Below are 24872 nucleotides of genomic sequence, written 5' to 3'. Positions count from 1 at the left end.
GTCGATCTCCGATTCTGTCACATCCGCCCTGCGGGCCTGAGGGCTCGCGGTCTTGCCTCAGGCGACTTTCGAGAGCCAGCGCCGGGGGTCGGCGTCGCCGGTTCCGGAGGAACTCAGCGCCTGAGCCAAGGTCTCCATGGACTGGAGATTATGGATCGGGCGAAATTCGTCCACATGCGGCAGCATGGCGCGAATGCCCTGCGCTTTCGCCTCGAAGCCTCCGAAGCGCAGCAGCGGGTTCAGCCAGACGAGCCGGCGGCAGGAGCGGTGCAGCCGGTCCATCTCCGCCTTCAGGTCGGCCGAGCCGTCGCGCTCCAGCCCGTCGGTGAAGAGCAGCACGACCGCGCCCTGGCCCAGCACGCGCCGCGACCACTGGCGGTTGAAGTCATGCAGGCATGTGGCGATGCGCGTGCCGCCGGACCAGTCCTGGACCTGCGCCGAGCAGAGCGCCAGCGCCTCGTCGGGGTCGCGGCTCTTCAGGGCCCGGGTGACGTTGGTGAGGCGCGTGCCGAACAGGAAGGTGTGCACCCGGCGCCGCGCGTCGGTTAGCGTGTGCAGGAAGTGCAGGAACAGCCGCGTGTAGTCCGCCATCGAGCCGGAGATGTCGCACAGCGCCACCAGGGGAGGGTGGCGGACGGCCTGCTCGCGGCGGGCGAGTTCGATCACGGCTCCGCCGGCCCGCAGGGACTGGCGCAGCGAGCGCCTGAGGTCGATGCGGCTGCCGCGCGAGGAGGCCGTCATGCGCCGGGTCAGCACCTCGTCGTCGGGCAGCCTTAGCCGCGCGATGGCGCGCTGGGCCCGGGCGATCTCCTCCGCGCTCATCTGGGCGAAGTCCTTCGCCTGCAGAATCTCGCGCTCGGACACGGTGAGGCGGGCGGAGAACTCCTCCTTCTGCTCCTCCTGCGGCTCGAGGGGCTTATCCTGCTTCAGGAGCGCCTGCGCGGCGCGCAGCGCCCCGGCGTCCGGCTTCTTCGTCTTCTCGTCCCGGGAGGGCGGCGTCGCCGGCGACATCGAGGCGATGATCTTCTCGATCAGGGCTCTGCGTCGCCAGAAGATGCGGAACGCCTGCTCGAACACGTCCGAATGCTCGTGCTTCTTCACGAACACCGCGTGGAGCGTCCAGTAGAAGTCCTCGCGCGTGCCGACGCGCGCGGCCTCGACCGCCGCGATGGCGTCGAGGACGGAGCCCGGCCCCACGGGCAGCCCCGCCTCGCGGAGCGCACGGGCGAAATAGGCGATGTTCTCGGCCAGGCGGCCGGTCTCGTCGGGGGCGGGCGTCGGTTCGTGCATGGTCATGCCCTCGGGCGGAGACCTTTCCTGGAAAAAAGCGTCCTCACCCGGCCTTGGCGGTCGCGCCGGTCTTGATCTCGTCCAGGATCGCCTTCACCCGCGAGCCCTGCATCTTCTGGATGTCGTCCTGGTATTTGAGCAGCACGCCCATGGTGTCCGACACCATGGCGGGATCGAGCGCGACGGCGTCGAGCTCGACCAGGGCGGAGGCCCAGTCCAGCGTCTCGGCCACGCCCGGGGCCTTGAACAGGTCCTGCGCCCGGATCGCCTGCACGAAGGCGACGATCTCGCGCGACAGACGCGCCGGCGCCCGGGGCGCCTTGGCCTTGAGGATCTGCAGCTCGCGCTCGGCGGTGGGGTAGCCGACCCAGTGATAGAGGCAGCGGCGCTTCAGCGCGTCGTGGATCTCGCGGGTGCGGTTGGACGTCACGATCACGATGGGGGGGTGCTCGGCCTTGATCGCGCCCAGCTCCGGGATCGTGACCTGGCTGTCGCTCAGCACCTCCAGCAGGAAGGCCTCGAAGGCCTCGTCGGTGCGGTCGAGCTCGTCGATCAGCAGCACCGGCGGGCCGGCGACGTCGGGCGCGAGGGCCTGCAGCAGGGGCCGCTTCACCAGATAGCGTTCGGAGAACACGTCCTCCTCGAGCCGGCTGCGGTCGACCACGCCCTCGGCCTCCGCCATGCGGATGGCCATCATCTGGCCGGCGTAGTTCCACTCGTAGACGGCGGAGGAGACGTCCAGGCCCTCGTAGCATTGCAGCCGGATCAGCTTGCGGCCCAGCACGCCGGCCAGCACCTTGGCGATTTCGGTCTTGCCGACGCCCGCCTCGCCCTCCAGCAGGATGGGCCGGCCCATGCGCAGCGCCAGGAAGACGACCGTCGCCAGCGAGCGGTCGGCCACATAGGCGCCGGCCGACAGGAGCTCCAGGGTCGCGTCGATCGAGGTGGGAAGCGAATGCGGGGTGCGAAGCGCCTGGGCCATGCGGGTCGTCGTCTCCGGATCGGCGGCGCAGGACGTGGTGCAGGGCGCCGCTCCGCAACAAACTAGCGCGCCGCGGCGCGAGCGCCACCGTCCAGAAGGAGGAGGCGCACCCGCCCGGCGCGCATGGCGCGCGAGCCCGGGTCGCCCGGCCGCCCTTGCTTCGCGTCAGATCAGCCGCAGGCCCTTCAGGCTCGCATGTCCGTTGCGGCCGACGATGATGTGGTCGTGCACGACGACGCCCAGCGGCTTGGCGATGTCGGCGATCTCGCGTGTCATCCGGACATCGGCGTCGGAGGGCGTGGGGTCGCCGCTCGGATGGTTGTGGACGAGGATCACCGCGGAGGCGGAAAGCTCCAGCGCGCGCTTGAGCACCTCGCGCGGGTAGACGGGCGTGTGGTCGACGGTGCCGGTCTGCTGCACCTCGTCGGCCAGGAGGCCGTTGCGCTTGTCGAGGAACAGGATGCGGAACTGCTCCTTGTCGGAGAACGCCATCGCGGCGCGGCAATAATCGATCACCGACGACCAGGAGGCGAGCACATGGCGCTTGCCCACCGCGCCCTTGGCCAGCTCGCGGCCGGCCGCCTCGACGATCTTGAGGTCGAGCGCGGCCGCCTCGCCGACGCCGTCCACCTCCAGGAGACGCGTCAGCGGCGCGCCGAGCACCTCCGCGACCGAGCCGAAGCGGCCGATCAGGTCCTTGGCGAGCGGCTTGACGTCGCGCTGCGGGATGGAGCGGAAGAGGATCAGTTCCAGGAATTCATAGTCCGCGAGGGCCGCGCGCCCCGCGCGTGCGAAGCGATCCTTCAACCTATGGCGGTGTCCACGGCGATGATCGTCCCCGGAAGCGTCCTTGCCGGGGAGATCGCCGTGGCTCATGGGGCCTCTCAGCTGGCCAGATAGGGGGGCTGGTAGTAGCCCTTGGGGGAGAGCGTGAAGATCTCCACGCCTGTCTCCGTCACCCCCACGGTGTGCTCGAACTGCGCCGACAGCGAACGGTCGCGGGTGACGGCCGTCCAGCCGTCGCCGAGAACCTTCACATGGGGGCGTCCGAGATTGATCATGGGCTCGATGGTGAAGAACATGCCGGGCTTCAGCGGCACGCCTTCGCCGCGGCGTCCATAGTGCAGGATGTTGGGCTCGTCATGGAAGAGCCGTCCGAGCCCGTGGCCGCAGAAATCGCGCACCACCGAGCAGCGCTCCGCCTCCGCGAAGGTCTGGATGGCGGCTCCGATGTCGCCGGTCGTGGCGCCGGGCTTCACCTCGGCGACGCCGCGCATCAGCGCTTCGTAGGTCACCTCGACCAGCCGCGCCGCGCGGCGCGGCGTCTCGCCGACCAGGTACATGCGGCTCGAATCGCCGTGCCAGCCGTCGAGCACGAGCGTCACGTCGATATTGACGATGTCGCCCTCGCGCAGCGGCTTGTCGTTGGGGATGCCGTGGCAGACGACGTGGTTGATGGAGGTGCAGATGCCCTTGCGGAAGCCGCGGTAGAAGAGCGGCGCCGGGTAGGCCCCATTGTCCATCGCGAACTCGAAGATCAGCTTGTCGAGCGCCTCGGTGGCGACGCCCGGCTGCACGGCCGGGACGAGCAGGTCCAGCGCCTCGGCCGTGAGACGGCCGGCCCGGCGCATGCCCTCGAAGGCCTCCGGGCCATGGAGCTTGATCTCGCCTGTCTTTCGGCCGGCGGCTGCGGCGGCGTCGACGAACGTCATCGATCTATCCCTTGGGATCCTGCCCTTGGGATCCTGGTCGTGCGGGGGGAGAAGGGCGCGCGGCGCGCACCTCTCACATGGGCCATGGCGGCGTTTTGCGCAAGCTCGGGCGAGGCGCGGGACGGGGCGCCGGCCCCCTACGTGGAGGCCCGGGCTTCCTTTCCGCTTCGTAAACCGCTAGTCGTCTCGCCCAGAATGACGGATCCCAGCGTGACCGACACACGAACGCTCTCCCCCGACGAGGCCGGCGGCTTCGGCGCTTATGGCCCGCAGGGGCTGCCCAAGCGCCTCATCGACATGACCCGCCGCATGCCCCGCAGCTGGGCGGGGCGGCGCGCCGCCTATGCGCTGCGCCAGATCGCCATCTGGTGGCTGCGGGGACAGCCGGTCGACGTGCAGTCGCTCGGCGCCCGGATGCGGCTCTACCCCTACAACAATGTCTGCGAGAAGCGGCTCTTGTTCACGCCGCAATATTTCGATCCGGACGAGCGCGAATACCTGGCTGAGCGGATCCAGGACGGGTTCACCTTCGTGGACGTCGGCTCCAATGTCGGCGGCTACGCGCTCTTCGTGGCGGCGCTCGCCGGCCCGAGCGGGCGCGTGCTGGCCGTGGAGCCGCAGCCGGGCGTCTTCGAGCGGCTGGTGTACAACATCCGCCAGAACCCGTTCGGCACCATCAAGGCATTGGACTGCGCGGTGGCCGACAAGGCCGGCGAGGTCACGCTGTTCGTCGACCCGCGCAACCATGGCGAATCGAGCGTCAAGATCGTTGGCTTCGGCGAAGGCCAGGCCATCCGGGTGCCGGCCAGCACGCTGGAGCAGCTTTTGGTGAATGAAAGGCTGGAGCGGGTCGACGCGATCAAGCTGGACGTGGAGGGCGCCGAGGATCTCATCCTGGAGACCTTTCTGCGCAACGGATCGCCCTCGCTGTGGCCGCAGACCTTCATCATCGAGAACGGCGTCGGCCGCTGGCAGATGGACCTTCCCGGGCTGCTGGCCGAGAAGGGCTACCGTCTCGTACGCAAGACGCATGTGAACCTGATCTTCGAACGCAGCTGAGCGGCGCCGGCCGGCGCCGAAGGGCGGGCTATCCGCTTGAGCGCGGGGGCGCGGCGCGATACATGCGCTGATCACCGGAGCGCCCCCCATGCCAGAGACCGCCGACATCGTCACAGCCGCCGTCCTGGTGATCGGGGACGAGATCCTGTCCGGGCGCACCAAGGACAAGAACATCGGCTACATCGCCGAATATCTCACCGCGATGGGGGTCGACCTGCGCGAGGTCCGGGTCGTGCCCGACGACGAGACGGAGATCGTCGACGCCCTGAACGCGCTGCGCGCGCGCTACACCTATGTGTTCACCACCGGCGGCATCGGCCCCACCCATGACGACATCACGGCCGACTGCGTCGCCAAGGCGTTCGGCGTCGGCATCTCGCATGACGAGCGGGCGGTGGCGATGTTGCGCTCGCGCTACGAGAACCCGGCGGACCTGAACGAGGCGCGGCTGAGGATGGCGCGCATCCCGCACGGGGCGGACCTGATCGAGAACCCCATCTCGAAGGCCCCGGGCTTCCAGATCGGCAACGTGTTCGTGATGGCGGGCGTGCCGTCCATCATGCAGGCCATGCTGGACAACGTGGCCCCGAAACTGAAGACCGGCCGCACCATGCTGTCGGTGTCGATCGATTCAGGCGGAGCGCCGGAAGGCGTCTACGCCGAGGGGCTGGGCGCGGTGCAGAAGGCCCATCCGGGCGTGATCATCGGCTCCTATCCGTCGTTCAACGGCAAGACCTTCGCCAACCAGATCGTGGTGCGCTCGCGCGACGAGGCGACTCTGGACGCCGCCCGCCGGGCGGTCGAGGCGATGATCGCCGCCTTGCCCCCACGCTGAACCCATGCAGCCTCCGGAGACACCCATGTCGCAGCCGCAGCCGAAAGCCTTCCCGGTCTCGTGGGACCAGTTCCACCGCGACGCCAGGGCTCTGGCCTGGCGGCTCGCCGGCGCGGGGCCGTTCCAGGCGATCGTGTGCATCACCCGCGGCGGGCTGGTGCCGGCCGCGATCGTGGCGCGCGAGCTCGGCGTCAGGGTGATCGAGACGGTGTGCGTGGCGAGCTACCACGACTACACGTCCCAGGGCGAGTTGCAGGTGCTGAAGAAGGTCGCCGACGACATCGCGGCGCTGGGCGGCCCGGGCGGCAAGGGCGTGCTCGTCCTCGACGACCTCGTCGACACCGGCAAGACCGCCCGCGTCGTGAAGGACATGCTGCCCGACGCGCATTTCGCCGCCGTCTACGCCAAGCCGATGGGCCGGCCGCTGGTCGACACCTTCGTGACCGAGGTGTCGCAGGACACCTGGATCTATTTCCCCTGGGACATGGGCCTCGCCTACCAGGCGCCCATCGCCGAGAACCACAAAGGCTGAGGCGGCTCCGGCGGCGGCCGCACGGCCTGGCTCTGGCGTGAGCGAAGCGGCGGGGCTAGCGTGGGCGCCTGTTCCGCCTGGGGCTCTCGCGTGCCGCATTTCGATCCCGCCTCGACCCGCAGCACGCTGTTTCGCGCGCTGCTCGACGCCGCCGACCTGCACGGGCGCGGCGCGCCGATCCTCGAGGATCCGGAGCGCAGCCCGCTCAGCTATGGCCGACTGATCCTCGGGTCGCTGGTCATCGGCGGCCGGCTGGCCGCGCTGACGCGCCGGGGCGACACGGTGGGGGTGCTGCTGCCCAACGTGAACGCGGTGGCGCTCGTCCTGTTCGGGCTCAACGCCTTCGGCCGCGTCCCGGCGCTCCTGAACTTCACGGCCGGGCTGAAGAACCTGCGCTCGGCCGTGGCCACGGTCGAGATCCAGACGGTGGTGACCTCCCGGCGCTTCATCGAGAGCGGGCGGCTCGACGACGTCATCGCCGGCCTGTCGGAGCCGCCGGAGACGGGCAGGCCCGTGCGGATCGTGTATCTGGAGGACCTGCGCAAAGAGCTGACCTCGCTGGACAAGCTCAGGGGCGTGATGAGCTCCTGGTTCGCCCGCTGGACGCACGCCCGCCACGCGCTGTCGCCGGACGAGGCGGGGGTGGTGCTGTTCACCTCCGGTTCGGAGGGGCGCCCCAAGGCGGTGGTGCTCTCCAACGCCAACCTGCTCGCCAATGTCAGGCAGATCGAGGCGCATATCGGCGCGCCGCCCCTCGTCCCCTCGCAAATCGTGCTGAATCCCCTGCCGGTGTTCCACAGCTACGGGCTGACGGGCGGATTGCTGCTCGGCGTGCTGGTGGGGATGCGGGTCGTGCTCTATCCGAGCCCGCTGCACTACCGGCAGATCCCCAAGATGGCGAAGGCCGTCGGGGCGACGGTGCTGTTTGGGACGGACACCTTCCTGCAGGGCTGGGCCAAGGCGGCCGAGCCGGGCGACCTCGACAGCGTCACCCTCGTCGTCGCCGGCGCCGAGCGCGTCAAGGAGCAGACGCGCGAGATGTGGCGGGCCTCCGGCGCCGTCATCCTGGAGGGCTACGGCGCCACCGAATGCTCGCCGGTGATCGCCGTGAACCAGACCTTCGACAACCGCCCCGGCACGGTCGGGCGTTTCCTTCCCGGCATGGAGCACCGGCTGGAGGCGGTGGAGGGGCTGCACGAGGGCGGCAGGCTCTTCGTGCGCGGCCCCAATGTGATGGCGGGCTACGTGCTGCCGGATCGTCCCGGCGTCCTCGTTCCGCCTGCGGGCGGCTGGCACGACACCGGCGACATCGTCGGCGTCGACCAGGACGGCTTCGTCAGCATCCAGGGCCGGGCGCGCCGCTTCGCCAAGATCGGCGGCGAGATGGTGTCGCTGGCCGCCATCGAAACGCTGGCCCAGGCGCTGTGGCCGGGCGCCACCCATGTGGCCGTCAGCCTCGCCGACGCCCGCAAGGGCGAGCAGATCGTGCTCGTGACCGACCGCGCCGAAGCCGACCGCGCCGCGCTCGCCGCCTACGCCAAGGCGCAGGGCTATCCCGAGCTCTGGGCCCCCAAGGCCGTGCTGGTCACCGCTTCGATCCCGGTCCTGGGCTCCGGCAAGATCGACTTCGCCGGCGCGGCCGAGATGGTGAAGTCGCTGCGGCCGTTGTTGTAGGTCTCGCCGCTTGCGCCTGCGCGTCCCCGGCGTGCTAGGCTTGGGCCCAAGTTCAGGAGCCCGGCGCCCGCCGGGAGAATCGGGAAGGCGGTGAAACTCCGCCACGCGCCCAGCGCTGTGAAGGGGACTGCGGAGCAACGAGGCCACTGGTGAAAGCCGGGAAGGCGCTTCGCGGGTTGAACCTGAGTCAGAAGACCGGCCTGAACGCAGTGGGACGCCTTCGCGGACGGAAGGCGGCCAGCATCGATCCGTGAGGGGATGTCATGGATGCGAGCGGCCCGTTCTCCGACGAGGAGCGTGCGGCGGTCTATCGTTGCATTTATAGCCGGCGCGACGTGCGGGGCGAGTTCCTGCCCGACGCCGTGCCGGAGGACGTGCTCCAGCGTATCCTCCGGGCGGCCCACCATGCGCCGTCCGTGGGGTTCATGCAGCCCTGGGATTTCATCATCGTCCAGAGCCGGGCCACGAAGGCGCGCCTTCACGAGGCGTTCCGGGTAGCCAATGACGAGGCTGCGGCGCAATTCGAGCCGGATCGCGCGGCGGCTTATCGGCGGCTCAAGCTGGAGGGGATCAGGGACGCGCCCGTCGGGGTTTGCGTGACATGCGACCGAAACCGCGCGGGAGCCGTCGTCCTGGGGCGAACCCACCAGCCCGACATGGACATCTACAGCACCGTCTGCGCCGTCCAGAACCTCTGGTTGGCGGCGAGAGCCGAGGGCGTGGGAGTCGGCTGGGTGAGCATCATCCGCCCCGAAGACCTTCGCGACGTCCTGGGCATCCCGCGCGAGATCGTCCCCATCGCCTATCTTTGCCTGGGATACGCCAGCGCGTTCCACGAAAAGCCGGAACTGGAGAAGCGCGGCTGGGCGACGAGGGCCGATCTCGATCAGCGCCTCGCCTGGGAGAGGTGGGGCGGCGCCCGCACCGGCCCCGACCATGACGTGTGAAACGCGCCGTTCTCTCCGGCAGGCGGCCGCGCGCCTGGTGGCCCCGGTCGGATTCGAACCGACACTGGAGCGATTTTAAGTCGCCTGTCTCTGCCATTGGACTACGGGGCCAGCCGTCTCTCTTTGCCCAGCGCCGGCCGGGAAAGCAACCTGCGCGGAGCGCGAAGGCTCACGCGCCCTCCGGCTTCCAGCCATAGAGCCAGTCGTAGCGCTTCAGCATGCCCTGGCCGGAGAGGCCGCGCAGGACGAGGTCGCGGCCCACCGTGAGGGGGAAGCCCATGTGGTAGGCGCGGCCGTTCTGGCGGGCCGCGGCCTGCACCTGGCGGGCGCGGGGCCTGCGGTCGGCCTGGTAGGCTGCCAGCGCCGCGGGGACGTCTTGGGGCGCGCGGGCGAGTTCGCGGGCCAGGACGGCGGCGTCCTCGATGGCGAGCGCGCCGCCCTGGGCCAGGAAGGGCAGCACCGGGTGGGCGGCGTCGCCCAGCAGCGCGACGCGGCCCGCGGCCCAGGTCTGGCGCGGGGCGCGGTCGAAAAGGGACCAGACCTGCCACTCCGGCGCGGCGGCCAGCAGGTCGCGAAGCTCAGGCGCCCAGCCGCGGAAGCGGGCGGCGAAGACCGCCGGGTCCCCCGGGCGCGACCAGCCCCGGGCGGCGTCGCGGTCGCGCATGACGGCCACGATGTTGACCACCCTGCCGCCGCGCAGCGGGTAGTGCACCACATGGGCGTCGCGGCCGAGCCAGAGCCCGGTCTCCTGCGCGCGCAGCGCGGCCGGGGCGGCCTCCGCCGGCACGGTGGCGCGCCACGCCACATGGCCGATGAACTCGGCCTCGGTGTGGTCGCCGATGGCGGGCGCGACCCGCGACCAGAGCCCGTCGGCGCCGATCAGCAGGGACCCGCGCACGGTCTCCGGGCCGCCGGCGGCCTCCACGGCGACGGAGACCTCGTCGCCCTCCGTGTCGACGCTGGACACGGTGCGGCCGAAGGCGAGGCGGATGTTGGGATCGCTGCGCGCCACGTCGAGAAGCGCCATCTGCAGGTCGGCCCGGTGGACCAGCAGGTAGGGCGCGCCGTGGCGCCGCCGCATGGCGTCGCCGAGCGGCATCTCCGACAGGACGCGGCCGTTGCGGCCGCTGCGCACCACGAGGCGCTCGGGCTCGCCGGCGGCGCGCGACAGCGCGGCCCCGAGGCCCAGGCCCACCAGCACCCGCGACGCGTTGGGGGAGAGCTGGATGCCGGCGCCGGCTTCCTCGACGCGGGTGCGGCGCTCCAGGATCGCGACCTGCCGTCCGGCGCGCGCCAGCGTGATGGCGGCCGTCAGCCCGCCGATGCCCGCGCCGGCGATCAGGATCGGCCGGGCGCCGCTCGTCTCAGATGTCATCGGGTCAGGTCCGTCGGGGGGACCGCGGGGGAGAGGGAGGGGCGCCTCGGCCGGCTCGCCTGGGCGGGATCAAGCGGCCTTCGGCGTCTCATAGGCGCAGCCCGGCGGGACCGTCTCGGCGCCGTGCAGGGCGGGATCGAACTGGTAGAACGTGGAGCAATAGCCGCAGATCGTCTCGTTCTCGTCGCCCATGTCGAGGAACACGTGGGGATGGTCGAAGGGAGGACGCGCGCCGATGCACATGAACTCCTTCGCGGCGATCCTGATGACCGGCGCGCCGACATCGTTCTGGAAATGCGGAACGCCGGTATCGGCCATGGTCGTGCTCCGGTCTTCTCGTGCGTGGCCCCGGCGGGGCGATCGCGGCGCACCATAATGGCTCGCCCCTGCGTTCGCTAGGGGTCGGTTGGGCCCCTCGGCAGCCGTCGCGCGCCCGGCGGAAGGTCGCGGCGACGATCCTCGGGTTGCAGGGTTGGGACCTTATCGCCTAGACCACGGGAGCGCTCGCCGCCTGGCCCGGGCCCGGACCCCGGCCGGCGGCGCAGCCGTCCCACGCAGCCGTCCCACGACGGAGTGAGCATGCAGACCTTCGATTCCGCCGGCGTGCCCATCGCCTATCTCGATTCGGCCCCGGAGGAGGGCGCGGGCGAGCCGATCGTGCTCGTCCACGGCTTCGCCTCCAACCACGCCGTCAACTGGGTCAACACGCTCTGGGTGAAGACGCTGAACCGCGCCGGCCGGCGCGTGATCGCGCTCGACAATCGCGGCCATGGCCAGAGCGGCAAGCCGCGCGATCCGGCGGCCTACGCCTCCGGCGTGATGGCCGAGGACGTGCGGCGGCTGATGGACCATCTGGGCGTCGAGCGCGCCGACGTGATGGGCTACTCGATGGGCGCGCGCATCACCGCCTTTTTGGCGCTCGCGCATCCCGGGCGGGTCCGCGCAGTGATGCTGGGCGGCCTCGGCATCCATCTGGTGGAGGGCGTCGGCCTTCCGGTCGGCATCGCGGACGCGCTCGAGGCGCCGTCGCTGGCCGACGTCACCGATCCGATGCAGCGCATGTTCCGCGCCTTCGCCGAGCAGACCGGCGGCGACCTCCAGGCGCTCGCCGCCTGCATCCGCGGGTCGCGCCAGACCCTGACCGCCGAGCAGGCCGCCGCGATCCGCCAGCCGACGCTGATCTGCGTCGGCACGAAGGACGACGTCGCGGGCGACCCGCATGCGCTCGGCGCGCTGATCCCCGGCGCGCAGGTGGTCGACATCCCCGGGCGGGACCACAATCTCGCGGTGGGAGACCGCGTCCACAAGGAAGCGGTGCTGGCCTTCCTGGAGCGCCGTCCTTGACGGCAGGCGCCCCCAGGGGCGAGAGGCTCGTCTTCCAGGGGGCGGACCTGAACCGGCTCGTCGGGACGGTCTACCGCGGCGGGGCCCGGCCCGTGCTGCTGCTGCATGGCGGCGGCCAGACCCGCCACGCCTTCGACGACGCGGCGCGTCGCATCGCCGGGGCCGGGTTCCTGGCCGTGACGCTCGACCAGCGCGGCCATGGCGAGAGCGAATGGGTGGCGAACGGCGCCTACGCCTTCGCCGACTATGCGCGCGACGTGGAGGCCGTGGCGGCGGCGCTGCGACGCGAGAGCGGCCTCGCGCCGGTCGCGGTCGGCGCATCCATGGGCGGCATCGCGTCCTTGTCGGCGCTCGGCCGCAGCCCGGACGCGCTGGCCGGGCTGGTGCTGGTCGACGTGACGCCGCGGCTCGACCGCAGCGGCGTGGAGGCCGTGCTGGGCTTCATGGCCGAGCGGGCCGAACTCGGCTTCTCCTCCATCGAGGAGGCGGCGGACGCCATCGCGGCCTATCTGCCGCATCGCGAGCGCCCGCGTTCGCTGGCGGGCCTGCGCAAGAACCTGCGCCGCTCCGACGACGGACGCTGGCGCTGGCATTGGGATCCCCGTTTCATCCACGGGACGCGCTCGATCGACCAGGACGCCGCCGCGACCGAGACGGCGCTGCTGGCCGCCGCCGCAGGCCTGCGGGCGCCGGCGCTGCTGGTGCGCGGCCGCTCCAGCGAGTTGGTGACCGAGGAGCATGCGCGCGAGTTCCTCGCGCTGGCGCCGGACGCCGAATACGCCGACATCGCCGGCGCGCGCCATATGGTCGCGGGCGACCGCAACGACGTGTTCACGGCGGCGATCCTGGACTTCCTGACGCGGCGCTTCGGAGCGGCTGCGCGCGCGCTCAGCGCGGCGGATTAGGTTTTCCCGAGAGCGCCGAATCGGTTGTGCTCGGTTGTTGACGCCGCGCTTCGCCGGCTTCGCGTGACGCTCGAGCTCGGCCCGCCTGAAATCGCTGGAGAGATCCATTGGCAAAGGCGTCCGATGCGCCTAGCTGTATGGCTTGCGGGCGCAACGGCGCCGCGCGACGCATGGGCCGGGACGGCCCGGCGCCACCCCCGCGCGGTCGGTCGGCCGCGCCATCAGGCGGAGGACTCATGTCCGCTCACGGTTATGGTCAGGGCGCCGTGCGCAGCCCGCGAATCGATCGGGTCGACCCGGTGTGGAGCCGCATCCGCGAGGAGGCCGACGAGATCGTGCGGCGCGAGCCGACGCTGGCGAGCTTCGTGATGGGGACCGTGGTCAACCACGACACGCTGGAATCGGCGGTGGTCCACCGCATCGCGGCGCGCCTGCATCACGCCGCCGTGCCGAGCGACCTCATCGCGCAGACCTATATGGACGTGATCCATCACGATCCCACGCTGGCCGAGGCGTTCCGCGCCGACATCATGGCGGTGGCGGACCGCGACCCCGCCTGCAGCCGCTTCATCGAGCCGATGCTCTACTTCAAGGGCTTCCACGCCATCCAGACGCATCGGCTGGCGCATGCGCTGTGGACCGCCGGGCGCAAGGACCTGGCGCTCTACCTGCAAAGCCGCTCGTCCGAGGTGTTCCAGACCGACATCCACCCCGCCGCCCGGCTGGGGCGCGGGCTCTTCCTCGATCACGCGACCGGGCTCGTGGTCGGCGCCACGGCCGTCGTCGAGGACAATGTCTCGATGCTGCAGGACGTCACGCTGGGCGGCACCGGCAAGGAGCATGAGGACCGGCATCCCAAGGTCCGGCAGGGCGTCCTCATCGGAGCCGGCGCCAAGATCCTGGGCAATATCGAGATCGGCCAGTGCGCCCGGGTGGCGGCGGGCTCAGTGGTGTTGAAGCCGGTGCCGCGCAACACCACGGTGGCGGGCGTGCCGGCGCAGGTGGTGGGGACGGCGGGCTGCGCCGAACCGGCGCGCAGCATGGACCAGCTCCTTGCCGACAAGATGCTCGTCGGCAAGCCCGAGGCCTGAGCCCGGCTGCGGACGCCTGACGGGGGAGGGGCCCGCCCGGCCTTGCGGGGACGGGCCCGGCGTGGCAAGTCCTCTCCGGGAAGCGCCGGCGCGCACGCCGTCGCAGAGGTCAAGACGCAATGGACAAGACCGAACTCGCCAAGCTGCAGAATTATCTCCGGCGGCTGTTCAACAACAACACCATCAAGGTGGTGGCGCGCCCGAAAAAGACCGATTCGGCGGAAGTGATGGTCGGCGATGAGTTCGTGGGCATCATCTCGCTCGACGACGAGGACGGCGACCGCTCCTACGCGCTGAACATGTCCATCCTGGACGTCGATCTCGAAGACCAGTGAGCGACGTGCTGCGCTGACCGCGTCCGTTCAGCCGAGCATTCCATCGAGCAGGCGGCGCACCCTTGCGTCGATCGCCTCCCAGTGCTGCAGGAGGGGCTGCTCCATCCGGATCTGGAGATCGAGGCCGTTGCGCCGGATCTCCGCGATGCAGACGTCCGGCAACCCGTCCGGCGTCCTTTTCTCCCCGTCGCAGCGCGCCGCGAAGCGCCGCCCGTCCGGAGCCGCCAGATACAAGGTCTCTCCCGCATAGGGCGACTTGTCGCGAAAGCGCCTCTGGATCAGGCCGCCCGGCCCGTCCTCGACGGCGCTGTCCAGGTAACGCCCGTAGAGCTGCGCTGGCCTCGTCTCCGGATCGGGGCTCTCGTCGGCGGGCAGGATCGTGACCAGGACCACGTCGCCCAGCGACATCGTTCCTCCAGGCGAGACGCGCGGCGCTGCCGGCTCGAAGTTCGGCCAGGCGACCGCGAGGTCGAGCCGGGGCTTGGGGCCGTCGCGCCGCTGGCCCGGGTCGCGGACGAGGGGCGAGCGCACCGATAGCGCCGCATCTCCGACCGTGACGGCGAGCAGGCGGGGGCGCTCCGGTTGCAGCGCCGAGACGAAGAAGGCGATCGATCCCGCCGCGAGCCCGCCCAGCAACACGAGGGCCGCCGCCTTGAGGCCCTGGCCGTGATGATGGCCTGCGACGTCCTTCGCCGTGGCGGTCTGGGAGGCGAGCGCCTGGGTCGAGGCGGCGCGGCGCCCGTAGGCGACCGTGTCGGCGACGTCCCGGGGCGACGCGAAGGCGCGGGCGGGAAAGGGGGACGCATCGGAAAAGGGGGGCATGGGCGCGCGACTCCACCGCATTTTAACCAAACATGAAGGAAGTCCTTTAACCGACCGTTAAGGCTGCCATAACTCGGGGCGGTCCGGTGCGGGCCGCGGAGGCCCCGGCATGTCCATGCTCGTCGATCCCCCCACGCTCGAGGCGTTCCAGGCGCTGGCGCTCGGGCTCGCGGCGGCGGGTGTGCTGGCGACGGGCTTCGAGGCGATGACCGAGCGTCGGGCGAGCTTCACCTTGCTCGAGACCGGAGGGCCGGGCGCCGTCGCCTCCGTGCCGCTCATCGTGTTCAGCGCGCCTTTCATCATCCTGCGCAACACCGTCCGGGGTCGCCGTTTCGAGCGCCGCCGCGTGAGCTTCGTGGCGCTCGCCACGGTCATCGCATGCCTCTGGGGCCTGGCCTGCGGACGGGTGCTGATGGAGCTCGTGGCGCTGCTGACCGCCTGATCCACGCTCCCGCCCGGGCTTGACGCGACGGCCGCCGCGCCGTCTGCTCGTCCGACACAGGGAGACCCCGATGCCGATCTACGCCCTCGACGACCGCCAGCCCATCCTGCCGCCCCCCGGCCAGTACTGGATCGCGCCCGACGCGCATGTCATCGGCGCGGTCGAGATCGGCGCGGAGGCCAGCGTCTGGTTCGGCTCCGTGCTGCGCGGCGACAACGAGCTGATCCGCCTCGGCGCGCGCTCCAACATCCAGGAACATTCGCTGTTGCACACCGACATGGGCTACCCGATGGAGATCGGCGCCGACGTGACGGTGGGTCACCACGCCATCCTGCATGGCTGCACGGTGGGCGAGGGCGCCCTGATCGGGATGGGGGCGACGGTCCTCAACGGCGCGCGCATCGGCCGGGGGGCGCTGGTGGGCGCCAATGCGCTCGTCACCGAGGGAAAGGAATTCCCGGAGTTCTCGCTCATCGTCGGCGCGCCGGCCCGCGCCATCCGCACGCTCGACGAGGCCGCCGTCGCGCGCCTGCGGGCCACGGCCGCGCACTACGTCGCCAACTGGCGCCGCTTCCAGGCCGGGCTGAGACGCGTCGACGCCTGAGCGGACTCCGCCCGAAACCCCGGCCCTCTCCCGGTTCCGGGGCGAGGGTGCGGCTACGTTCGCCTCTAGTGGCCGGCGACGATGAGGGTGCTGGGGGCGGGCTCGCCGAGCTTGACCCAGACATTGGGGTGCTCCTGCGACTGGCGCTTGATGAAGCCGTATCCGGTGGCCTCCCAGGCCAGGATGCGCGAGGTCTTGCTGTCGAGCACGAAATCGCCGCGGTCCGTCACGACCGTGAGGACCGCATGGCCCGCTCCGGTCTCATCCCGCACGACGGTCATCAGCAGCGCCTGGCGGGGCATGCCTTCGCGCATCAGGATGCGGCGCTTCAGCAGCGCGATGTCCTCGCAGTCGCCCTTGCCCTCGTCCGGGTAGGTCCACTTCTCGGAGACGCCGTAGAGGGCGATGTCCTCGACCTGTTCGATCTGGGCGTTGACGCTCTGGTTGACCCGCACGAGTTCGGACCACGCGCCAAGCGTGAGGTTGATCTTCTTGGCGGGAAGAGGCGCGACGTCGCAGTCATCAGCGTGAGACGGGCAGAAGTCGATCCAGCCGATCGGCGGCTTGACCTCGTCGAGAATGGGAGCCGCGGTGGTCGCCACCGGCAGGACGCGCGCCGCGCCAGACGGCTGTGCGCTCGCGCTCGCAGCCATACCCAGGCATACGAGCCCGAGAACTACGCCCCCAAAATGCCGCATCTGCCACAGCCCCGCCCAATTCAAGGTTAATGGACGGTAAAGAACCCCCTTCGGGCGTGCAACCCTTTGGTTAGGACATCGTTAACGCACTCACGCGCTTTCCACCGCGAGATGCACGCCAGGGTCGGTCGTCGGTTGAAAAAAGAGCCGGCCCTCCTGGGAGGACCGGCTCAAGCAAGGCCCGGGCGTCAGGACGGGGTTGGTCGGCGCCGGGGCTTGGCGCAGGGAACCGCGCCGTCGCGCGAGGGCGACCCGCGCAGATTGGCGCCCACCGGTTGAGGGCCGCTCAACCGGATCGTTCGGATTCGACGGATCGGCCGCGCAGAAGCCTAGAGCTGGACGTTCTCATCAAAGCTCTGGTCGCCCAGGATGCGCAGGAATTCGATGGCGATGCCGCCCTCGAAGGAGCGCACGACCTTGCCGTGCGTCGCGCCGACCGTCACCCTCGACCCGAGTTCGGGCTTGACGTTGGTCGAGATCGCCGCGCCAGAAAGCGACACGTCGATGATCCTGACGCCGACCTCCTGACCGTCGGCGAGCCGCATGATCGCGCCGGTGAGACGCGGCTGGATGCGCTCGTGGCGGCGATCCTCGGGCAGGCCCAGGTCCTGGCGGTTGGCGAACCAGGTGAGCTGCGAAGCGAGCTTGTCCTGCTTGCGCTTGGTCGCCAGCAGGGCGACCGCGAAGCCGCGCTCGAAGTCGCGAACGATCTTGCCCTCGACCCGGCCCAGATGCTCCAGATAGATGACGACCCGCTCGCCGAGCGCGCCCTGGACGGGCGCCAGCAGGGCCAATCCGCCGGGAGACATGTCGACGGTCTGGCAGGCGAATTCCTGCCGGTTCTCCAGCATGTAGCGGCCCAGCAGCACGACGCGGACGCGCTGATGGCGGCGCCGTTCGAGCGTGCGTGGATTCTCCCGGAGTGCCTGCATGACCGCCATCGTTGAACAAAGCGCTGCGACAGCAGCCTGAAATCCCAGGCTAGTATCGGCCTGCTAGGTTAACGGCGGTTTAGCGGCGTCTTCCGCCCCGTCAATTCGGCCGCCGGCAAAGACGAACAGGTGACCGCGGCGGATCGGCGCGACATTCCCCAGGCGCTCGCGCGGAGGGCGCAGGGCAGGCGTCCCCGCATCCACGGCGTGGATGATCCTGCGCGAACGCACCTCGAAGCCGGCCACAGGGTCGAGGCCCAGCCGCGGCGGGGCGGCGAGGGGGGACAGGGCGCCGAGCAGGCGCGAGTGGGTCTTGCCTCGGTGGCGAAGCGGCAGCAGCAGCAGTTCAAGGTCGTGCACGCGCCCGTCGCGGCTCGAGCCCGTCACCGAGGCCACCACCGCGCAGGCGTTGTTGACGGCGCCGTCGACCAGCGCCACCGCGTCCTCGCGAAACTCGTCGCGCCACAGGGCCATGAAGCTCGCGCCCTTCAGCTCGCGTCCGGCCAGGGCCGAGATCCTGGCCCCGGCGAGGCGGACCGGACACAGCCGCTCGTCGTCGACCTCGATGATGAAGGTGTCGGCGAGGATGTGCCGGATCCGGCCGGGGTCGACCTCGGAGCGCTCGGGCGCGCTGCGCTCTCCCCGCAATTCATTCCAGTACGCGAACAGCGACTGTGTGACGCCGTGTTTCATAATTTGTTATCCATCGCCTCGCTGGTCCCGCTTCGAGACGTTGCGCCGGCTCCGCCCCAGCGAACGCCGCGTCCCTCCGCATCCCGGGGAGGGGATTTGCACCGGGCGTGCCACGGCCCGGCCTTAACCTTAACGCGGGGTTGACGTTGCGTCCGGGCGCCTCGGGGAGCATGGTCCTCCTGCATCCTTTGCGGTCGACCGTGGCTCCTGTGTCGAACGCGTAAACTGGGACAAGGCGAGGTGGAGCGGGCTCTCAAACCTGCTCTGCGCTTCGGAGCGCACCGCCGCGTAACGGGGAGAGTCTTCGGGCTCTCCCCCTTTTTTTGCCCCGGATTCGACTTGCGCGAGGCTTTCGCCCGGACAATGTTGCGGCTCCCGCGACAGCGCGCCCCGGATGGTCCGCCGCGCCGATGCGTCCGGACAGAGGGATCGTCCCCCGTGAAACCAGCCCTGGACGCGGAGTATCGCGAGCCGGTCTTTAACGTGCCTTTCGTGGTCGTCGCCGTGATCCTGGCGCTGGCGGGATTGCACGCCCTGCGCGCATGGGGGGTCGGCGAGGACGCTCTCGTTTACGAATTGGCCTTCTTCCCGGCCCGTTTCACGGCGCTGTTCGGGGCCGACCCGATCCCGGCCTTGACAGAGAGGCTGGCCGCCAATCCCGGCGACACAGACCTGATGCAGCGCCTCGGCCTCGCCAGGGAGCTGATGGAGAGCGGCTCCGCGAAGCCCTGGACGCTGGTCACCTACGCGCTGCTGCACGGCGGGTGGACCCATCTCATCCTGAACTCGGTCTGGCTGCTCGCCTTCGGGGCCGCGGTGGCGCGGCGGTTCGGGTCGACGCGGTTCCTGGTCTTCCTGGCCGTGACGGCCCTGGGCGGCGCGCTCGGCCACCTCGTCACGCATTATGACGACGTCGCGCCCCTGGTCGGCGCCTCGGCGGCGATCTCCGGCTGCATGGCGGCGGCGGTCCGGTTCGTGTTCCAGCCCGGCGCGCCGCTGGGCGCCTACCGGCTGGAGGAGGAGCTGAGCTACCGGCTGCCCGCCTTGTCGCTGCCAGAGGTTCTGCGGGACAGGCGGGCGGTGACGTTTCTGGCGGTCTGGTTCATCCTCAACTTCGCCACCGGGGTGGCGGGGATCGGGCTCGGGATGACGGACGCCGCTATCGCCTGGGAGGCCCATGTGGGCGGGTTCGTCACCGGCCTCCTGGCCTTCCGCCTGTTCGATCCGCGGCGCGGGCGCCGCGTCTGAGCCTTGCGCCGGCCATTGCGCGTTCCGGGCTTTGAGCGCAGTCTCAACCCCTGGGCCGAGGCTGCGGACGCCCCGGGCGCGCATGGAGCGGCCGGCCAGGCGCAGGCGAACCGACGGCCGCGAAGGCCGTCTCCGGGATGGACACGAAAGGAGGGACGCATGACCGTCTCCCGCATACTCACGACCAAGGGTCGCGAGGTCGTCACGATCCAGCCGCATCGTACATTGTCGGAGGCCGCCCGGGTGCTGGGCGAGCGCAAGATCGGCGCGGTCGTGGTGACCGGCGCGGACGGACAGGTGCTGGGCATCCTGTCGGAGCGCGACATCGTCCGGGCGCTGGTCCGGGGGCCCGAGTCGCTCCAGGACGCCGTGTCGGCGCACATGACTGCGGAGGTGATCACCTGCGCGCCGGACATGCTGATCGTGGACGTGATGGAGGAGATGACCTCCGGCCGGTTCCGTCACATGCCCGTGGTGGAGCGCGGACGCCTCTCCGGCATCATCTCCATCGGCGACGTGGTGAAGCACCGCCTCACGGAGATGCAGCACGAGACCGAGGCGCTGCGCGAGTACATCACGGCCGGCTGAGACGCCGGCCCGTCAGTAAGGGCCCGGCAGCGATTCGAGCGTCGTCTCGAGGTCGGCGAGGCATTGCGCCATCGCCTCCTCGCCCAGCGCGATGCTTTCCTGGGCGCGGTGGAAGTCGAACAGGCCCACCCGCCCCAGCCGCGGCTTGACGTGCACGTCCGGCGGATCGCCGGCCAGCCGCGACCGCGCGATGCGGTCCTGGGTGATGTTGAACGCGTCCACCATGACGCTGGCGAAGCCCGGTCCCGCGCCGCGGTTGACCATGCGGCGAAGTCGGTTCGCCGCGCCCAGCACCGGCGAGAACAGCCCCTCCGCAATGGTTTCGGCCATCTCTTCGGTGGGCGGCTCGGCGCCTCCGCCATGGTCCGGGATCACCGCTCCGCGGCCGAAGAGGTCGGCGTTGAGGTTGACGGCGATGACGAGCTCCGCCGACAGCGCCCGCGTGGTGGTGACCGGGATCGGGTTCACCAGGGCGCCGTCGAAGAGCAGCCGCCCGCCCAGCCGCACCGGGTCGAACACGCCGGGCAGGGCGTAGGACGCGCCCAGCGCCTCCACCATCGGGCCCTTGGTGAGCCAGATCTCATGGCCGGAGCGTAGCTCGGTGGCGACGGCGGCGAAGCGGATGGCCGCGTCCTCGATGCGCATGTCGCCGAGGTCGCGCTGCAGGAGGCGCTTCAGGCGGTCGCCGCTGATCAGGCCCGATCCGATGTGGAAGTCCATCAGCCAGAGCACCCGGCTCTTGGTGAGGGAGCGCGCGAAGGCTTCCAGCTCGTCGAGCTTACCGGCGGCGTAGCAGCCGCCCACCACTGCGCCGATGGAGGTGCCCACCACGATCTCGGGCGCGTAGCCGGCCCTCTCCAGCGCGCGGATCACGCCGATATGGGCCCATCCACGGGCGGCGCCTCCGCCCAGCGCGAGTCCGATCCGGGGGCGCTTGCGCGTCACGGCGTCATGTCCTTGCGTTCTGGCGGTCGTCGGAGCCGGCGGGCCCCCGGCGGGCGAGCCCCCGGAGGTCCCGGCGCCTTCGGCGCGGGCCGGCGTGGTCAGGCCGAGCAGTTCCTGGAGCATGGTCGATCCCCGTCGCTCCTCTCATGGACGGCAGCATAGCGCACGGCCTGTTACCGCCGACTGAAGAGCCCATGACAACGGCCGAGCCCATGTCGGGTTTCAATGCGCCCGGAGCGCCTTGCTCACGCCGCCACATGGGCGAGCGCGACCGGGCGCTGGCGCTCCTCGGCGCCGTCGCCGGGCAGCTCGACCCGGCGGTAGAAGCAGGAGCGGCGGCCGGTGTGGCAGCAGCCGCCGTCGCCGGCGACGTCCACTTTGAGGACGAGGCAATCCTGGTCGCAGTCCACGAGGATTTCGCGCACCGTCTGGACCTGGCCGGAGGTGTCGCCCTTGCGCCAGAGCGAGGCCCGCGAGCGGGACCAGTACCAGCCTTCGCGGGTCTCGATTGTCCGGCGCAGGGCCTCCTCGTTCATGTGGGCGACCATCAGGATCTGGCCCGAGGATGCGTCGACCGCCACGGCGGTGAGGAGGCCGGCGGCGTCGAATTTCGGCGCCAGCAGGAGACCTTCCTCGACGGCGGCGGCGTCGCCACGCGGCGACAGGCGGACGGTGGACGGGCTCATGCGGGGCCTCCGGAACGCAAGCGGCCGGCTCTCGCCGGCCGTTTTTCATAGCATGGGGAGCTTTCGCGACGAACGCCGATCAGCGCAGCCCGCGCACCATGGTGAGGAAGCGCGCCTGCTCGGCGGGGTCGTCGCGGAAGACGCCGGTGAACTGCGTCGTCACCGTCATGGCGCCCTGCTTCAGCACGCCGCGCATCGACATGCACATGTGCTCGGCCTCGATGATGACGGCCACGCCGCGCGGCTTGAGGGCCTCGTCGACGGCGCCGATGATCTCGGCCGTCATGGTCTCCTGCGTCTGCAGCCGCCGGGCGAAGACGTCCACCACGCGGGCGAGCTTGGACAGGCCGACCACGCCCTCGGACGGGTAATAGCCGATGCTGGCGCGACCGACGAAGGGCACCATGTGGTGCTCGCAATGGGAGTGGAACGGGATGTCGCGCACGACCACCATGTCGTCATAGCCGCCGACATCCTCAAACACCTTGGAGAGAACCTCCTGGGCGTCGACGCCATAGCCGGAATAGAGCTCCTCATAGGCCTTGACCACCCGCTTGGGCGTGTCGCGCAGGCCCTCGCGAGACGGGTCGTCGCCCGCCCAGCGAATGAGCGTGCGGACGGCCGCCTCGGCCTCCTCACGGCTCGGTTTCGTCGCGACGTCCGCAGCCGGCTTCAGCGCCGGTCGCGGGGACAAGGTCTTGACCACGGCGTCCATCATGGAGCCTCCCGCCTGGATAATCTCAGCACCCTATACGGCTCGAGCTTCGGCGTGGACCACCGGCGCCGGCCCGCCTGCGGCGAAACGCGCAGGGGAGGCGGCTGAGAACGCGAGCGTCCGGCGGAACGAATTCGTGAGCGGCCGTCTCGCACCCGCGCGACGTCCGCCCTCGCACCCCAGCGCCAGGACGCCTATATATGGGAACGAAATGGTGGTGGCTTCATGCTGAACGACATCTACAACGCAAAAATCCTCGAATTGGCGGCCAACATCCCGCGCCTGGGCCGGCTCGACGCTCCCAAGGCGACCGCGAAGGCGCATTCGAAGCTCTGCGGATCGACCGTGACGGTGGACCTTGCGATGGAGGGCGACCGGGTGAGCGACTTCGCCCATGAGGTGAAGGCGTGCGCGCTCGGCCAGGCCTCGTCCTCGGTCATGGCGCGCCACGTGGTCGGCTCGACCGCGCAGGAACTGCGGGAGCTGCGCGACACGATGCGCAAGATGCTGAAGGAGAACGGGCCGCCGCCGTCCGGCCGCTGGGCGGACGCGGCCGTGCTGGAGCCGGTGCGCGACTACAAGGCCCGCCACGCCTCCACCATGCTGACCTTCGACGCCGTGGTGGACGCGATCGGCCAGATCGAGGCGGCGCGCCAGGCTCAGGCCCAGGCGGCCGAATAGGCGGAAGGGTCGCACGCGGGGCGGGGACGCCTAACGGCGCCAGCCGCCGCCGCCGAGCTGGAACGAGTAGCTCGCGCTTGCGCCGACCGTGAACTGGTCGCGCGAGCCGAGGTTGCGGGTGATCGGGCTATCGGCCGCCGAGCCGACGAGGCGGTCATAGGCGCCGCGCACCGTCGTCGCCCACTGGTCGTTCCACTGATAGGTCGCCGACGCCGCCACACCGATGGACTTGACGCCCGCCTCGGCCTTGTAGGGCGTTACGAGCCCGTTCCACAGCGCGTCCTGGCGGCTCACGCCGAAATAGGCGTCCATGTATTCGCCGCCCGCGAAGGCGAGGCGGGGACCGGCCGCCAGCGTGAACTTGCCGAGCCGCTGGACGTAGTCCATCGACAGGTTGCCGACGAAGCCGCTGTATCCGTTGAAGCCGTAGCGCAGCTCGCCGCGCAGGCGCAGCGTGTCCGCCAATGGCCAGAACTCGCCGAAGAGGCCGGGCTCGGCGGCCCATTTGGCGTCGTGAACGCCAAACAGGCTACGGTCGTCCTGGCGGTAGCGGCCCGGCTGGTAGCGTCCGACCACGCCCACCGACCAGCGGCTGTCGCCGAAGAGCGCGAAGCTGATGCCGTCGTCGGGCGCCTTGAAGGCCTCCGGATCGTCGGTGCGGCGGAAGCTCAAGGACGGATAGGCGATGAAGCCGTAGTCCTTCGCTCCCGGGAAGTTCGGGGCGACGATTACGTTGCCGCGGATGGTGACCAGCCAGCCCGCGGGCTGCGAGCCGGGCGCCGGCGCGGCTTCGGCCATCATGTCGGCGAGTTCGGCGGTCTGGAGCGCATCGTCGGCGGGAGCGGCCTCGGCGGCGCGAAGATCGGACGGCGCCGGCTTCGGCGGCTCGGCCGCATGGAGCTTGGCGGCGGCCTTTCCGGTCGCCGCCGCCTTTCCTGACGCGGCAGTCTTGGCGGCGCGGGACTTGGACGCGCTCGCCTTGACGGGAGCGGCCTTGGCCTTGGCGACGGCATGCCGGGTCTTCGCCGACGCAGCGTCGGACAGGGTAGCCGAGAGTGGGAGGGTCAGCGAAAGGCCGAGCAATCCTGGCCCGACGATCGATGCGGCCACGCGAAGGCTGCGTGCGGCGACGGATCGAACGCGATACACCATGGGAAAGGTGAGCTCCGTGTTGCGGGCCGCCGGCAAGCAGCATCGAACCGCGGACGGGAGAGGGATACCCAGTCGGCGGCGTCCATGCAAGCCGGGGCTGGGGCCGGCACGCGATGGGAACGCGGAACAGGCTCTCAGGGTGAACGCGTGAAGTTAACGAAGCCTTTACGTCCCGGGGTCGCGGCGGCTCATCTGCTGATCCGCGGCTACCAATTGACGCTGTCCGGGCTGATTGGACGGCAATGCCGCCATTGGCCGAGCTGCTCGGCCTATGCGGATGAGGCGATCGGCCGCTACGGCTTCTGGGCCGGGGGCTGGATGGGCGCGGCCCGGCTGTGCCGCTGCCAGCCCTGGGGCACCGAGGGCGTGGACCTCGTGCCGGCGGCGTTGCCCGCCTCGGCGGCCTGGTATAGACCGTGGCGCTACGGACGGTGGCGTGGCGTGAATGCGCCGTCGCCCATCGTCTGCGAAGCCGTCGCGCCCGACCGTGGACCGGCTCCGCCCACCCAGCCCTGATCCGGCCGCCAACGTCACCGGGGCCGGTTCCGCCCCGACCCATCGCTTACCTGCACCTGTTTGCAGGAG

At 70.5% G+C, this 24872-nt stretch carries 29 protein-coding genes, 1 tRNA gene and 1 riboswitch; of the genes, 15 read left to right on the top strand and 15 right to left on the bottom strand.

Features of this window, described 5'->3' with window-relative positions:
* Window positions 1–57: 57 nt before the first annotated feature.
* From ABEG18_RS15825 to map, 4 genes are all read right to left on the bottom strand, one after another.
* Window positions 58–1290 carry a vWA domain-containing protein gene (locus ABEG18_RS15825; RefSeq protein WP_406854011.1) on the bottom strand — a complete coding sequence of 411 codons (1233 nt, stop codon included), beginning with the start codon at window positions 1288–1290 and terminating at the stop codon, window positions 58–60.
* Window positions 1291–1333: 43 nt separating this feature from the next.
* Window positions 1334–2272: an AAA family ATPase gene (locus tag ABEG18_RS15820; RefSeq protein ID WP_406854010.1), complete on the bottom strand. Its 939-nt coding sequence runs from the start codon at window positions 2270–2272 to the stop codon at window positions 1334–1336.
* Between the two features lie 165 nt (window positions 2273–2437).
* Window positions 2438–3148 (bottom strand): DNA repair protein RadC, encoded by a 711-nt coding sequence (gene radC / locus ABEG18_RS15815; protein ID WP_406854009.1) that lies wholly within the window; start codon window positions 3146–3148, stop codon window positions 2438–2440.
* 8 nt (window positions 3149–3156) lie between these two features.
* Complete coding sequence (gene map, locus ABEG18_RS15810) at window positions 3157–3984, bottom strand: type I methionyl aminopeptidase (RefSeq protein ID WP_406854008.1); 828 nt, start codon at window positions 3982–3984, stop codon at window positions 3157–3159.
* A gap of 210 nt (window positions 3985–4194) precedes the next feature.
* On the opposite strand from map, the gene ABEG18_RS15805 reads away from it, so the two are divergent.
* From ABEG18_RS15805 to bluB, 5 genes are all read left to right on the top strand, one after another.
* A complete protein-coding gene (locus ABEG18_RS15805; RefSeq protein ID WP_406854007.1) occupies window positions 4195–5043 on the top strand; it encodes an FkbM family methyltransferase in 849 nt (282 codons plus the stop codon).
* A gap of 88 nt (window positions 5044–5131) precedes the next feature.
* Entirely contained in the window at window positions 5132–5878 is a 747-nt protein-coding gene (locus ABEG18_RS15800; protein WP_406854006.1) for a competence/damage-inducible protein A, read from the top strand.
* Between the two features lie 25 nt (window positions 5879–5903).
* On the top strand, window positions 5904–6410 hold the full coding sequence (gene gpt / locus ABEG18_RS15795) for a xanthine phosphoribosyltransferase (protein WP_406854005.1): 507 nt from the start codon (window positions 5904–5906) through the stop codon (window positions 6408–6410).
* Window positions 6411–6470: 60 nt separating this feature from the next.
* A complete protein-coding gene (locus tag ABEG18_RS15790; protein WP_406854004.1) occupies window positions 6471–8084 on the top strand; it encodes an AMP-binding protein in 1614 nt (537 codons plus the stop codon).
* 37 nt (window positions 8085–8121) lie between these two features.
* Window positions 8122–8303, top strand: a riboswitch (cobalamin riboswitch).
* Window positions 8304–8347: 44 nt separating this feature from the next.
* Window positions 8348–9031, top strand: coding sequence for a 5,6-dimethylbenzimidazole synthase (bluB, locus tag ABEG18_RS15785; RefSeq protein ID WP_406854003.1), 684 nt, complete (start codon window positions 8348–8350; stop codon window positions 9029–9031).
* 35 nt (window positions 9032–9066) lie between these two features.
* Here bluB and ABEG18_RS15780 read toward each other — a convergent pair.
* The 3 genes from ABEG18_RS15780 to ABEG18_RS15770 form a co-directional block, all read right to left on the bottom strand.
* A tRNA-Leu gene (locus ABEG18_RS15780) sits at window positions 9067–9142 on the bottom strand.
* Window positions 9143–9200: 58 nt separating this feature from the next.
* Window positions 9201–10406 (bottom strand): FAD-dependent monooxygenase, encoded by a 1206-nt coding sequence (locus ABEG18_RS15775; protein WP_406854002.1) that lies wholly within the window; start codon window positions 10404–10406, stop codon window positions 9201–9203.
* A 69-nt stretch (window positions 10407–10475) separates the two neighbouring features.
* A complete protein-coding gene (locus ABEG18_RS15770) occupies window positions 10476–10724 on the bottom strand; it encodes a zinc-finger domain-containing protein (protein WP_406854001.1) in 249 nt (82 codons plus the stop codon).
* A gap of 261 nt (window positions 10725–10985) precedes the next feature.
* Here ABEG18_RS15770 and ABEG18_RS15765 point away from each other — a divergent pair, with 261 nt between their 5' ends.
* The 4 genes from ABEG18_RS15765 (at window position 10986) to ABEG18_RS15750 (ending at window position 14081) form a co-directional block, all read left to right on the top strand.
* Window positions 10986–11750 carry an alpha/beta fold hydrolase gene (locus ABEG18_RS15765; protein ID WP_406854000.1) on the top strand — a complete coding sequence of 255 codons (765 nt, stop codon included), beginning with the start codon at window positions 10986–10988 and terminating at the stop codon, window positions 11748–11750.
* Complete coding sequence (locus ABEG18_RS15760) at window positions 11747–12655, top strand: alpha/beta fold hydrolase (RefSeq protein WP_406853999.1); 909 nt, start codon at window positions 11747–11749, stop codon at window positions 12653–12655. Before ABEG18_RS15765 ends, ABEG18_RS15760 begins: the two co-directional genes overlap by 4 nt.
* A 236-nt stretch (window positions 12656–12891) precedes the next feature.
* Window positions 12892–13746, top strand: a complete 855-nt coding sequence (gene cysE, locus ABEG18_RS15755) for a serine O-acetyltransferase (protein WP_406853998.1) — start codon at window positions 12892–12894, stop codon at window positions 13744–13746.
* 119 nt (window positions 13747–13865) lie between these two features.
* Entirely contained in the window at window positions 13866–14081 is a 216-nt protein-coding gene (locus tag ABEG18_RS15750) for a DUF3126 family protein (RefSeq protein WP_406853997.1), read from the top strand.
* 27 nt (window positions 14082–14108) lie between these two features.
* On the opposite strand, the gene ABEG18_RS15745 is transcribed toward ABEG18_RS15750, so the two are convergent.
* Entirely contained in the window at window positions 14109–14903 is a 795-nt protein-coding gene (locus ABEG18_RS15745; protein ID WP_406853996.1) for a hypothetical protein, read from the bottom strand.
* 115 nt (window positions 14904–15018) lie between these two features.
* On the opposite strand from ABEG18_RS15745, the gene ABEG18_RS15740 reads away from it, so the two are divergent.
* Window positions 15019–15345, top strand: coding sequence for a DUF6949 family protein (locus tag ABEG18_RS15740; protein ID WP_406858619.1), 327 nt, complete (start codon window positions 15019–15021; stop codon window positions 15343–15345).
* Window positions 15346–15415: 70 nt separating this feature from the next.
* Window positions 15416–15949 (top strand): gamma carbonic anhydrase family protein, encoded by a 534-nt coding sequence (locus ABEG18_RS15735; RefSeq protein WP_406853995.1) that lies wholly within the window; start codon window positions 15416–15418, stop codon window positions 15947–15949.
* A 65-nt stretch (window positions 15950–16014) separates the two neighbouring features.
* On the opposite strand, the gene ABEG18_RS15730 is transcribed toward ABEG18_RS15735, so the two are convergent.
* The 3 genes from ABEG18_RS15730 to ABEG18_RS15720 form a co-directional block, all read right to left on the bottom strand.
* Window positions 16015–16551, bottom strand: coding sequence for a transglutaminase-like cysteine peptidase (locus ABEG18_RS15730; protein ID WP_406853994.1), 537 nt, complete (start codon window positions 16549–16551; stop codon window positions 16015–16017).
* Window positions 16552–16976: 425 nt separating this feature from the next.
* A complete protein-coding gene (locus ABEG18_RS15725; protein WP_406853993.1) occupies window positions 16977–17588 on the bottom strand; it encodes a PilZ domain-containing protein in 612 nt (203 codons plus the stop codon).
* Between the two features lie 54 nt (window positions 17589–17642).
* Window positions 17643–18272, bottom strand: coding sequence for a PAS domain-containing protein (locus tag ABEG18_RS15720; RefSeq protein WP_406853992.1), 630 nt, complete (start codon window positions 18270–18272; stop codon window positions 17643–17645).
* A 438-nt stretch (window positions 18273–18710) separates the two neighbouring features.
* Here ABEG18_RS15720 and ABEG18_RS15715 point away from each other — a divergent pair, with 438 nt between their 5' ends.
* Both ABEG18_RS15715 and ABEG18_RS15710 read left to right on the top strand, forming a co-directional pair.
* Window positions 18711–19520: a rhomboid family intramembrane serine protease gene (locus tag ABEG18_RS15715; protein ID WP_406853991.1), complete on the top strand. Its 810-nt coding sequence runs from the start codon at window positions 18711–18713 to the stop codon at window positions 19518–19520.
* A 159-nt stretch (window positions 19521–19679) separates the two neighbouring features.
* Window positions 19680–20108, top strand: coding sequence for a CBS domain-containing protein (locus tag ABEG18_RS15710; protein WP_406853990.1), 429 nt, complete (start codon window positions 19680–19682; stop codon window positions 20106–20108).
* 12 nt (window positions 20109–20120) lie between these two features.
* Here ABEG18_RS15710 and ABEG18_RS15705 read toward each other — a convergent pair whose 3' ends face one another.
* The 3 genes from ABEG18_RS15705 to folE all read right to left on the bottom strand — a co-directional run bounded on the left by ABEG18_RS15705 (window position 20121) and on the right by folE (window position 22454).
* A complete protein-coding gene (locus ABEG18_RS15705; RefSeq protein ID WP_406853989.1) occupies window positions 20121–21176 on the bottom strand; it encodes a patatin-like phospholipase family protein in 1056 nt (351 codons plus the stop codon).
* A 122-nt stretch (window positions 21177–21298) separates the two neighbouring features.
* A complete protein-coding gene (hisI, locus tag ABEG18_RS15700; protein WP_406853988.1) occupies window positions 21299–21739 on the bottom strand; it encodes a phosphoribosyl-AMP cyclohydrolase in 441 nt (146 codons plus the stop codon).
* A 79-nt stretch (window positions 21740–21818) separates the two neighbouring features.
* Complete coding sequence (gene folE, locus ABEG18_RS15695; RefSeq protein WP_406858618.1) at window positions 21819–22454, bottom strand: GTP cyclohydrolase I FolE; 636 nt, start codon at window positions 22452–22454, stop codon at window positions 21819–21821.
* Between the two features lie 225 nt (window positions 22455–22679).
* Here folE and ABEG18_RS15690 point away from each other — a divergent pair, with 225 nt between their 5' ends.
* Window positions 22680–23135 (top strand): iron-sulfur cluster assembly scaffold protein, encoded by a 456-nt coding sequence (locus ABEG18_RS15690; RefSeq protein WP_406853987.1) that lies wholly within the window; start codon window positions 22680–22682, stop codon window positions 23133–23135.
* Between the two features lie 30 nt (window positions 23136–23165).
* Here the strand turns inward: ABEG18_RS15690 and ABEG18_RS15685 are convergent, their stop codons facing one another.
* Window positions 23166–24245, bottom strand: a complete 1080-nt coding sequence (locus ABEG18_RS15685; RefSeq protein WP_406853986.1) for a MipA/OmpV family protein — start codon at window positions 24243–24245, stop codon at window positions 23166–23168.
* A gap of 189 nt (window positions 24246–24434) precedes the next feature.
* On the opposite strand from ABEG18_RS15685, the gene yidD reads away from it, so the two are divergent.
* Window positions 24435–24803 carry a membrane protein insertion efficiency factor YidD gene (gene yidD / locus ABEG18_RS15680; protein WP_406853985.1) on the top strand — a complete coding sequence of 123 codons (369 nt, stop codon included), beginning with the start codon at window positions 24435–24437 and terminating at the stop codon, window positions 24801–24803.
* Window positions 24804–24872 lie beyond the last annotated feature (69 nt).

The organism is Alsobacter sp. KACC 23698 (genome assembly GCF_045348435.1).
In the GTDB taxonomy this organism is placed as follows: domain Bacteria; phylum Pseudomonadota; class Alphaproteobacteria; order Rhizobiales; family Beijerinckiaceae; genus Alsobacter.
Note: the sequence above shows the minus strand (reverse complement) of the source record. Positions and strands in the feature narration are given on the sequence as shown.

What these genes read in the sequence shown, in the direction of transcription:
- ABEG18_RS15825 (WP_406854011.1), bottom strand. Translation starts at nt 1,290, where the DNA reads ATGCACGAACCGACGCCCGCCCCCGACGAGACCGGCCGCCTGGCCGAG.
- ABEG18_RS15820 (WP_406854010.1), bottom strand. Translation starts at nt 2,272, where the DNA reads ATGGCCCAGGCGCTTCGCACCCCGCATTCGCTTCCCACCTCGATCGAC.
- radC (WP_406854009.1), bottom strand. Translation starts at nt 3,148, where the DNA reads ATGAGCCACGGCGATCTCCCCGGCAAGGACGCTTCCGGGGACGATCAT.
- map (WP_406854008.1), bottom strand. Translation starts at nt 3,984, where the DNA reads ATGACGTTCGTCGACGCCGCCGCAGCCGCCGGCCGAAAGACAGGCGAG.
- ABEG18_RS15800 (WP_406854006.1), top strand. Translation starts at nt 5,132, where the DNA reads ATGCCAGAGACCGCCGACATCGTCACAGCCGCCGTCCTGGTGATCGGG.
- gpt (WP_406854005.1), top strand. Translation starts at nt 5,904, where the DNA reads ATGTCGCAGCCGCAGCCGAAAGCCTTCCCGGTCTCGTGGGACCAGTTC.
- bluB (WP_406854003.1), top strand. Translation starts at nt 8,348, where the DNA reads ATGGATGCGAGCGGCCCGTTCTCCGACGAGGAGCGTGCGGCGGTCTAT.
- ABEG18_RS15775 (WP_406854002.1), bottom strand. Translation starts at nt 10,406, where the DNA reads ATGACATCTGAGACGAGCGGCGCCCGGCCGATCCTGATCGCCGGCGCG.
- ABEG18_RS15770 (WP_406854001.1), bottom strand. Translation starts at nt 10,724, where the DNA reads ATGGCCGATACCGGCGTTCCGCATTTCCAGAACGATGTCGGCGCGCCG.
- ABEG18_RS15765 (WP_406854000.1), top strand. Translation starts at nt 10,986, where the DNA reads ATGCAGACCTTCGATTCCGCCGGCGTGCCCATCGCCTATCTCGATTCG.
- cysE (WP_406853998.1), top strand. Translation starts at nt 12,892, where the DNA reads ATGTCCGCTCACGGTTATGGTCAGGGCGCCGTGCGCAGCCCGCGAATC.
- ABEG18_RS15750 (WP_406853997.1), top strand. Translation starts at nt 13,866, where the DNA reads ATGGACAAGACCGAACTCGCCAAGCTGCAGAATTATCTCCGGCGGCTG.
- ABEG18_RS15745 (WP_406853996.1), bottom strand. Translation starts at nt 14,903, where the DNA reads ATGCCCCCCTTTTCCGATGCGTCCCCCTTTCCCGCCCGCGCCTTCGCG.
- ABEG18_RS15740 (WP_406858619.1), top strand. Translation starts at nt 15,019, where the DNA reads ATGCTCGTCGATCCCCCCACGCTCGAGGCGTTCCAGGCGCTGGCGCTC.
- ABEG18_RS15735 (WP_406853995.1), top strand. Translation starts at nt 15,416, where the DNA reads ATGCCGATCTACGCCCTCGACGACCGCCAGCCCATCCTGCCGCCCCCC.
- ABEG18_RS15725 (WP_406853993.1), bottom strand. Translation starts at nt 17,588, where the DNA reads ATGGCGGTCATGCAGGCACTCCGGGAGAATCCACGCACGCTCGAACGG.
- ABEG18_RS15720 (WP_406853992.1), bottom strand. Translation starts at nt 18,272, where the DNA reads ATGAAACACGGCGTCACACAGTCGCTGTTCGCGTACTGGAATGAATTG.
- ABEG18_RS15710 (WP_406853990.1), top strand. Translation starts at nt 19,680, where the DNA reads ATGACCGTCTCCCGCATACTCACGACCAAGGGTCGCGAGGTCGTCACG.
- ABEG18_RS15705 (WP_406853989.1), bottom strand. Translation starts at nt 21,176, where the DNA reads ATGCTCCAGGAACTGCTCGGCCTGACCACGCCGGCCCGCGCCGAAGGC.
- hisI (WP_406853988.1), bottom strand. Translation starts at nt 21,739, where the DNA reads ATGAGCCCGTCCACCGTCCGCCTGTCGCCGCGTGGCGACGCCGCCGCC.
- folE (WP_406858618.1), bottom strand. Translation starts at nt 22,454, where the DNA reads ATGGACGCCGTGGTCAAGACCTTGTCCCCGCGACCGGCGCTGAAGCCG.
- ABEG18_RS15690 (WP_406853987.1), top strand. Translation starts at nt 22,680, where the DNA reads ATGCTGAACGACATCTACAACGCAAAAATCCTCGAATTGGCGGCCAAC.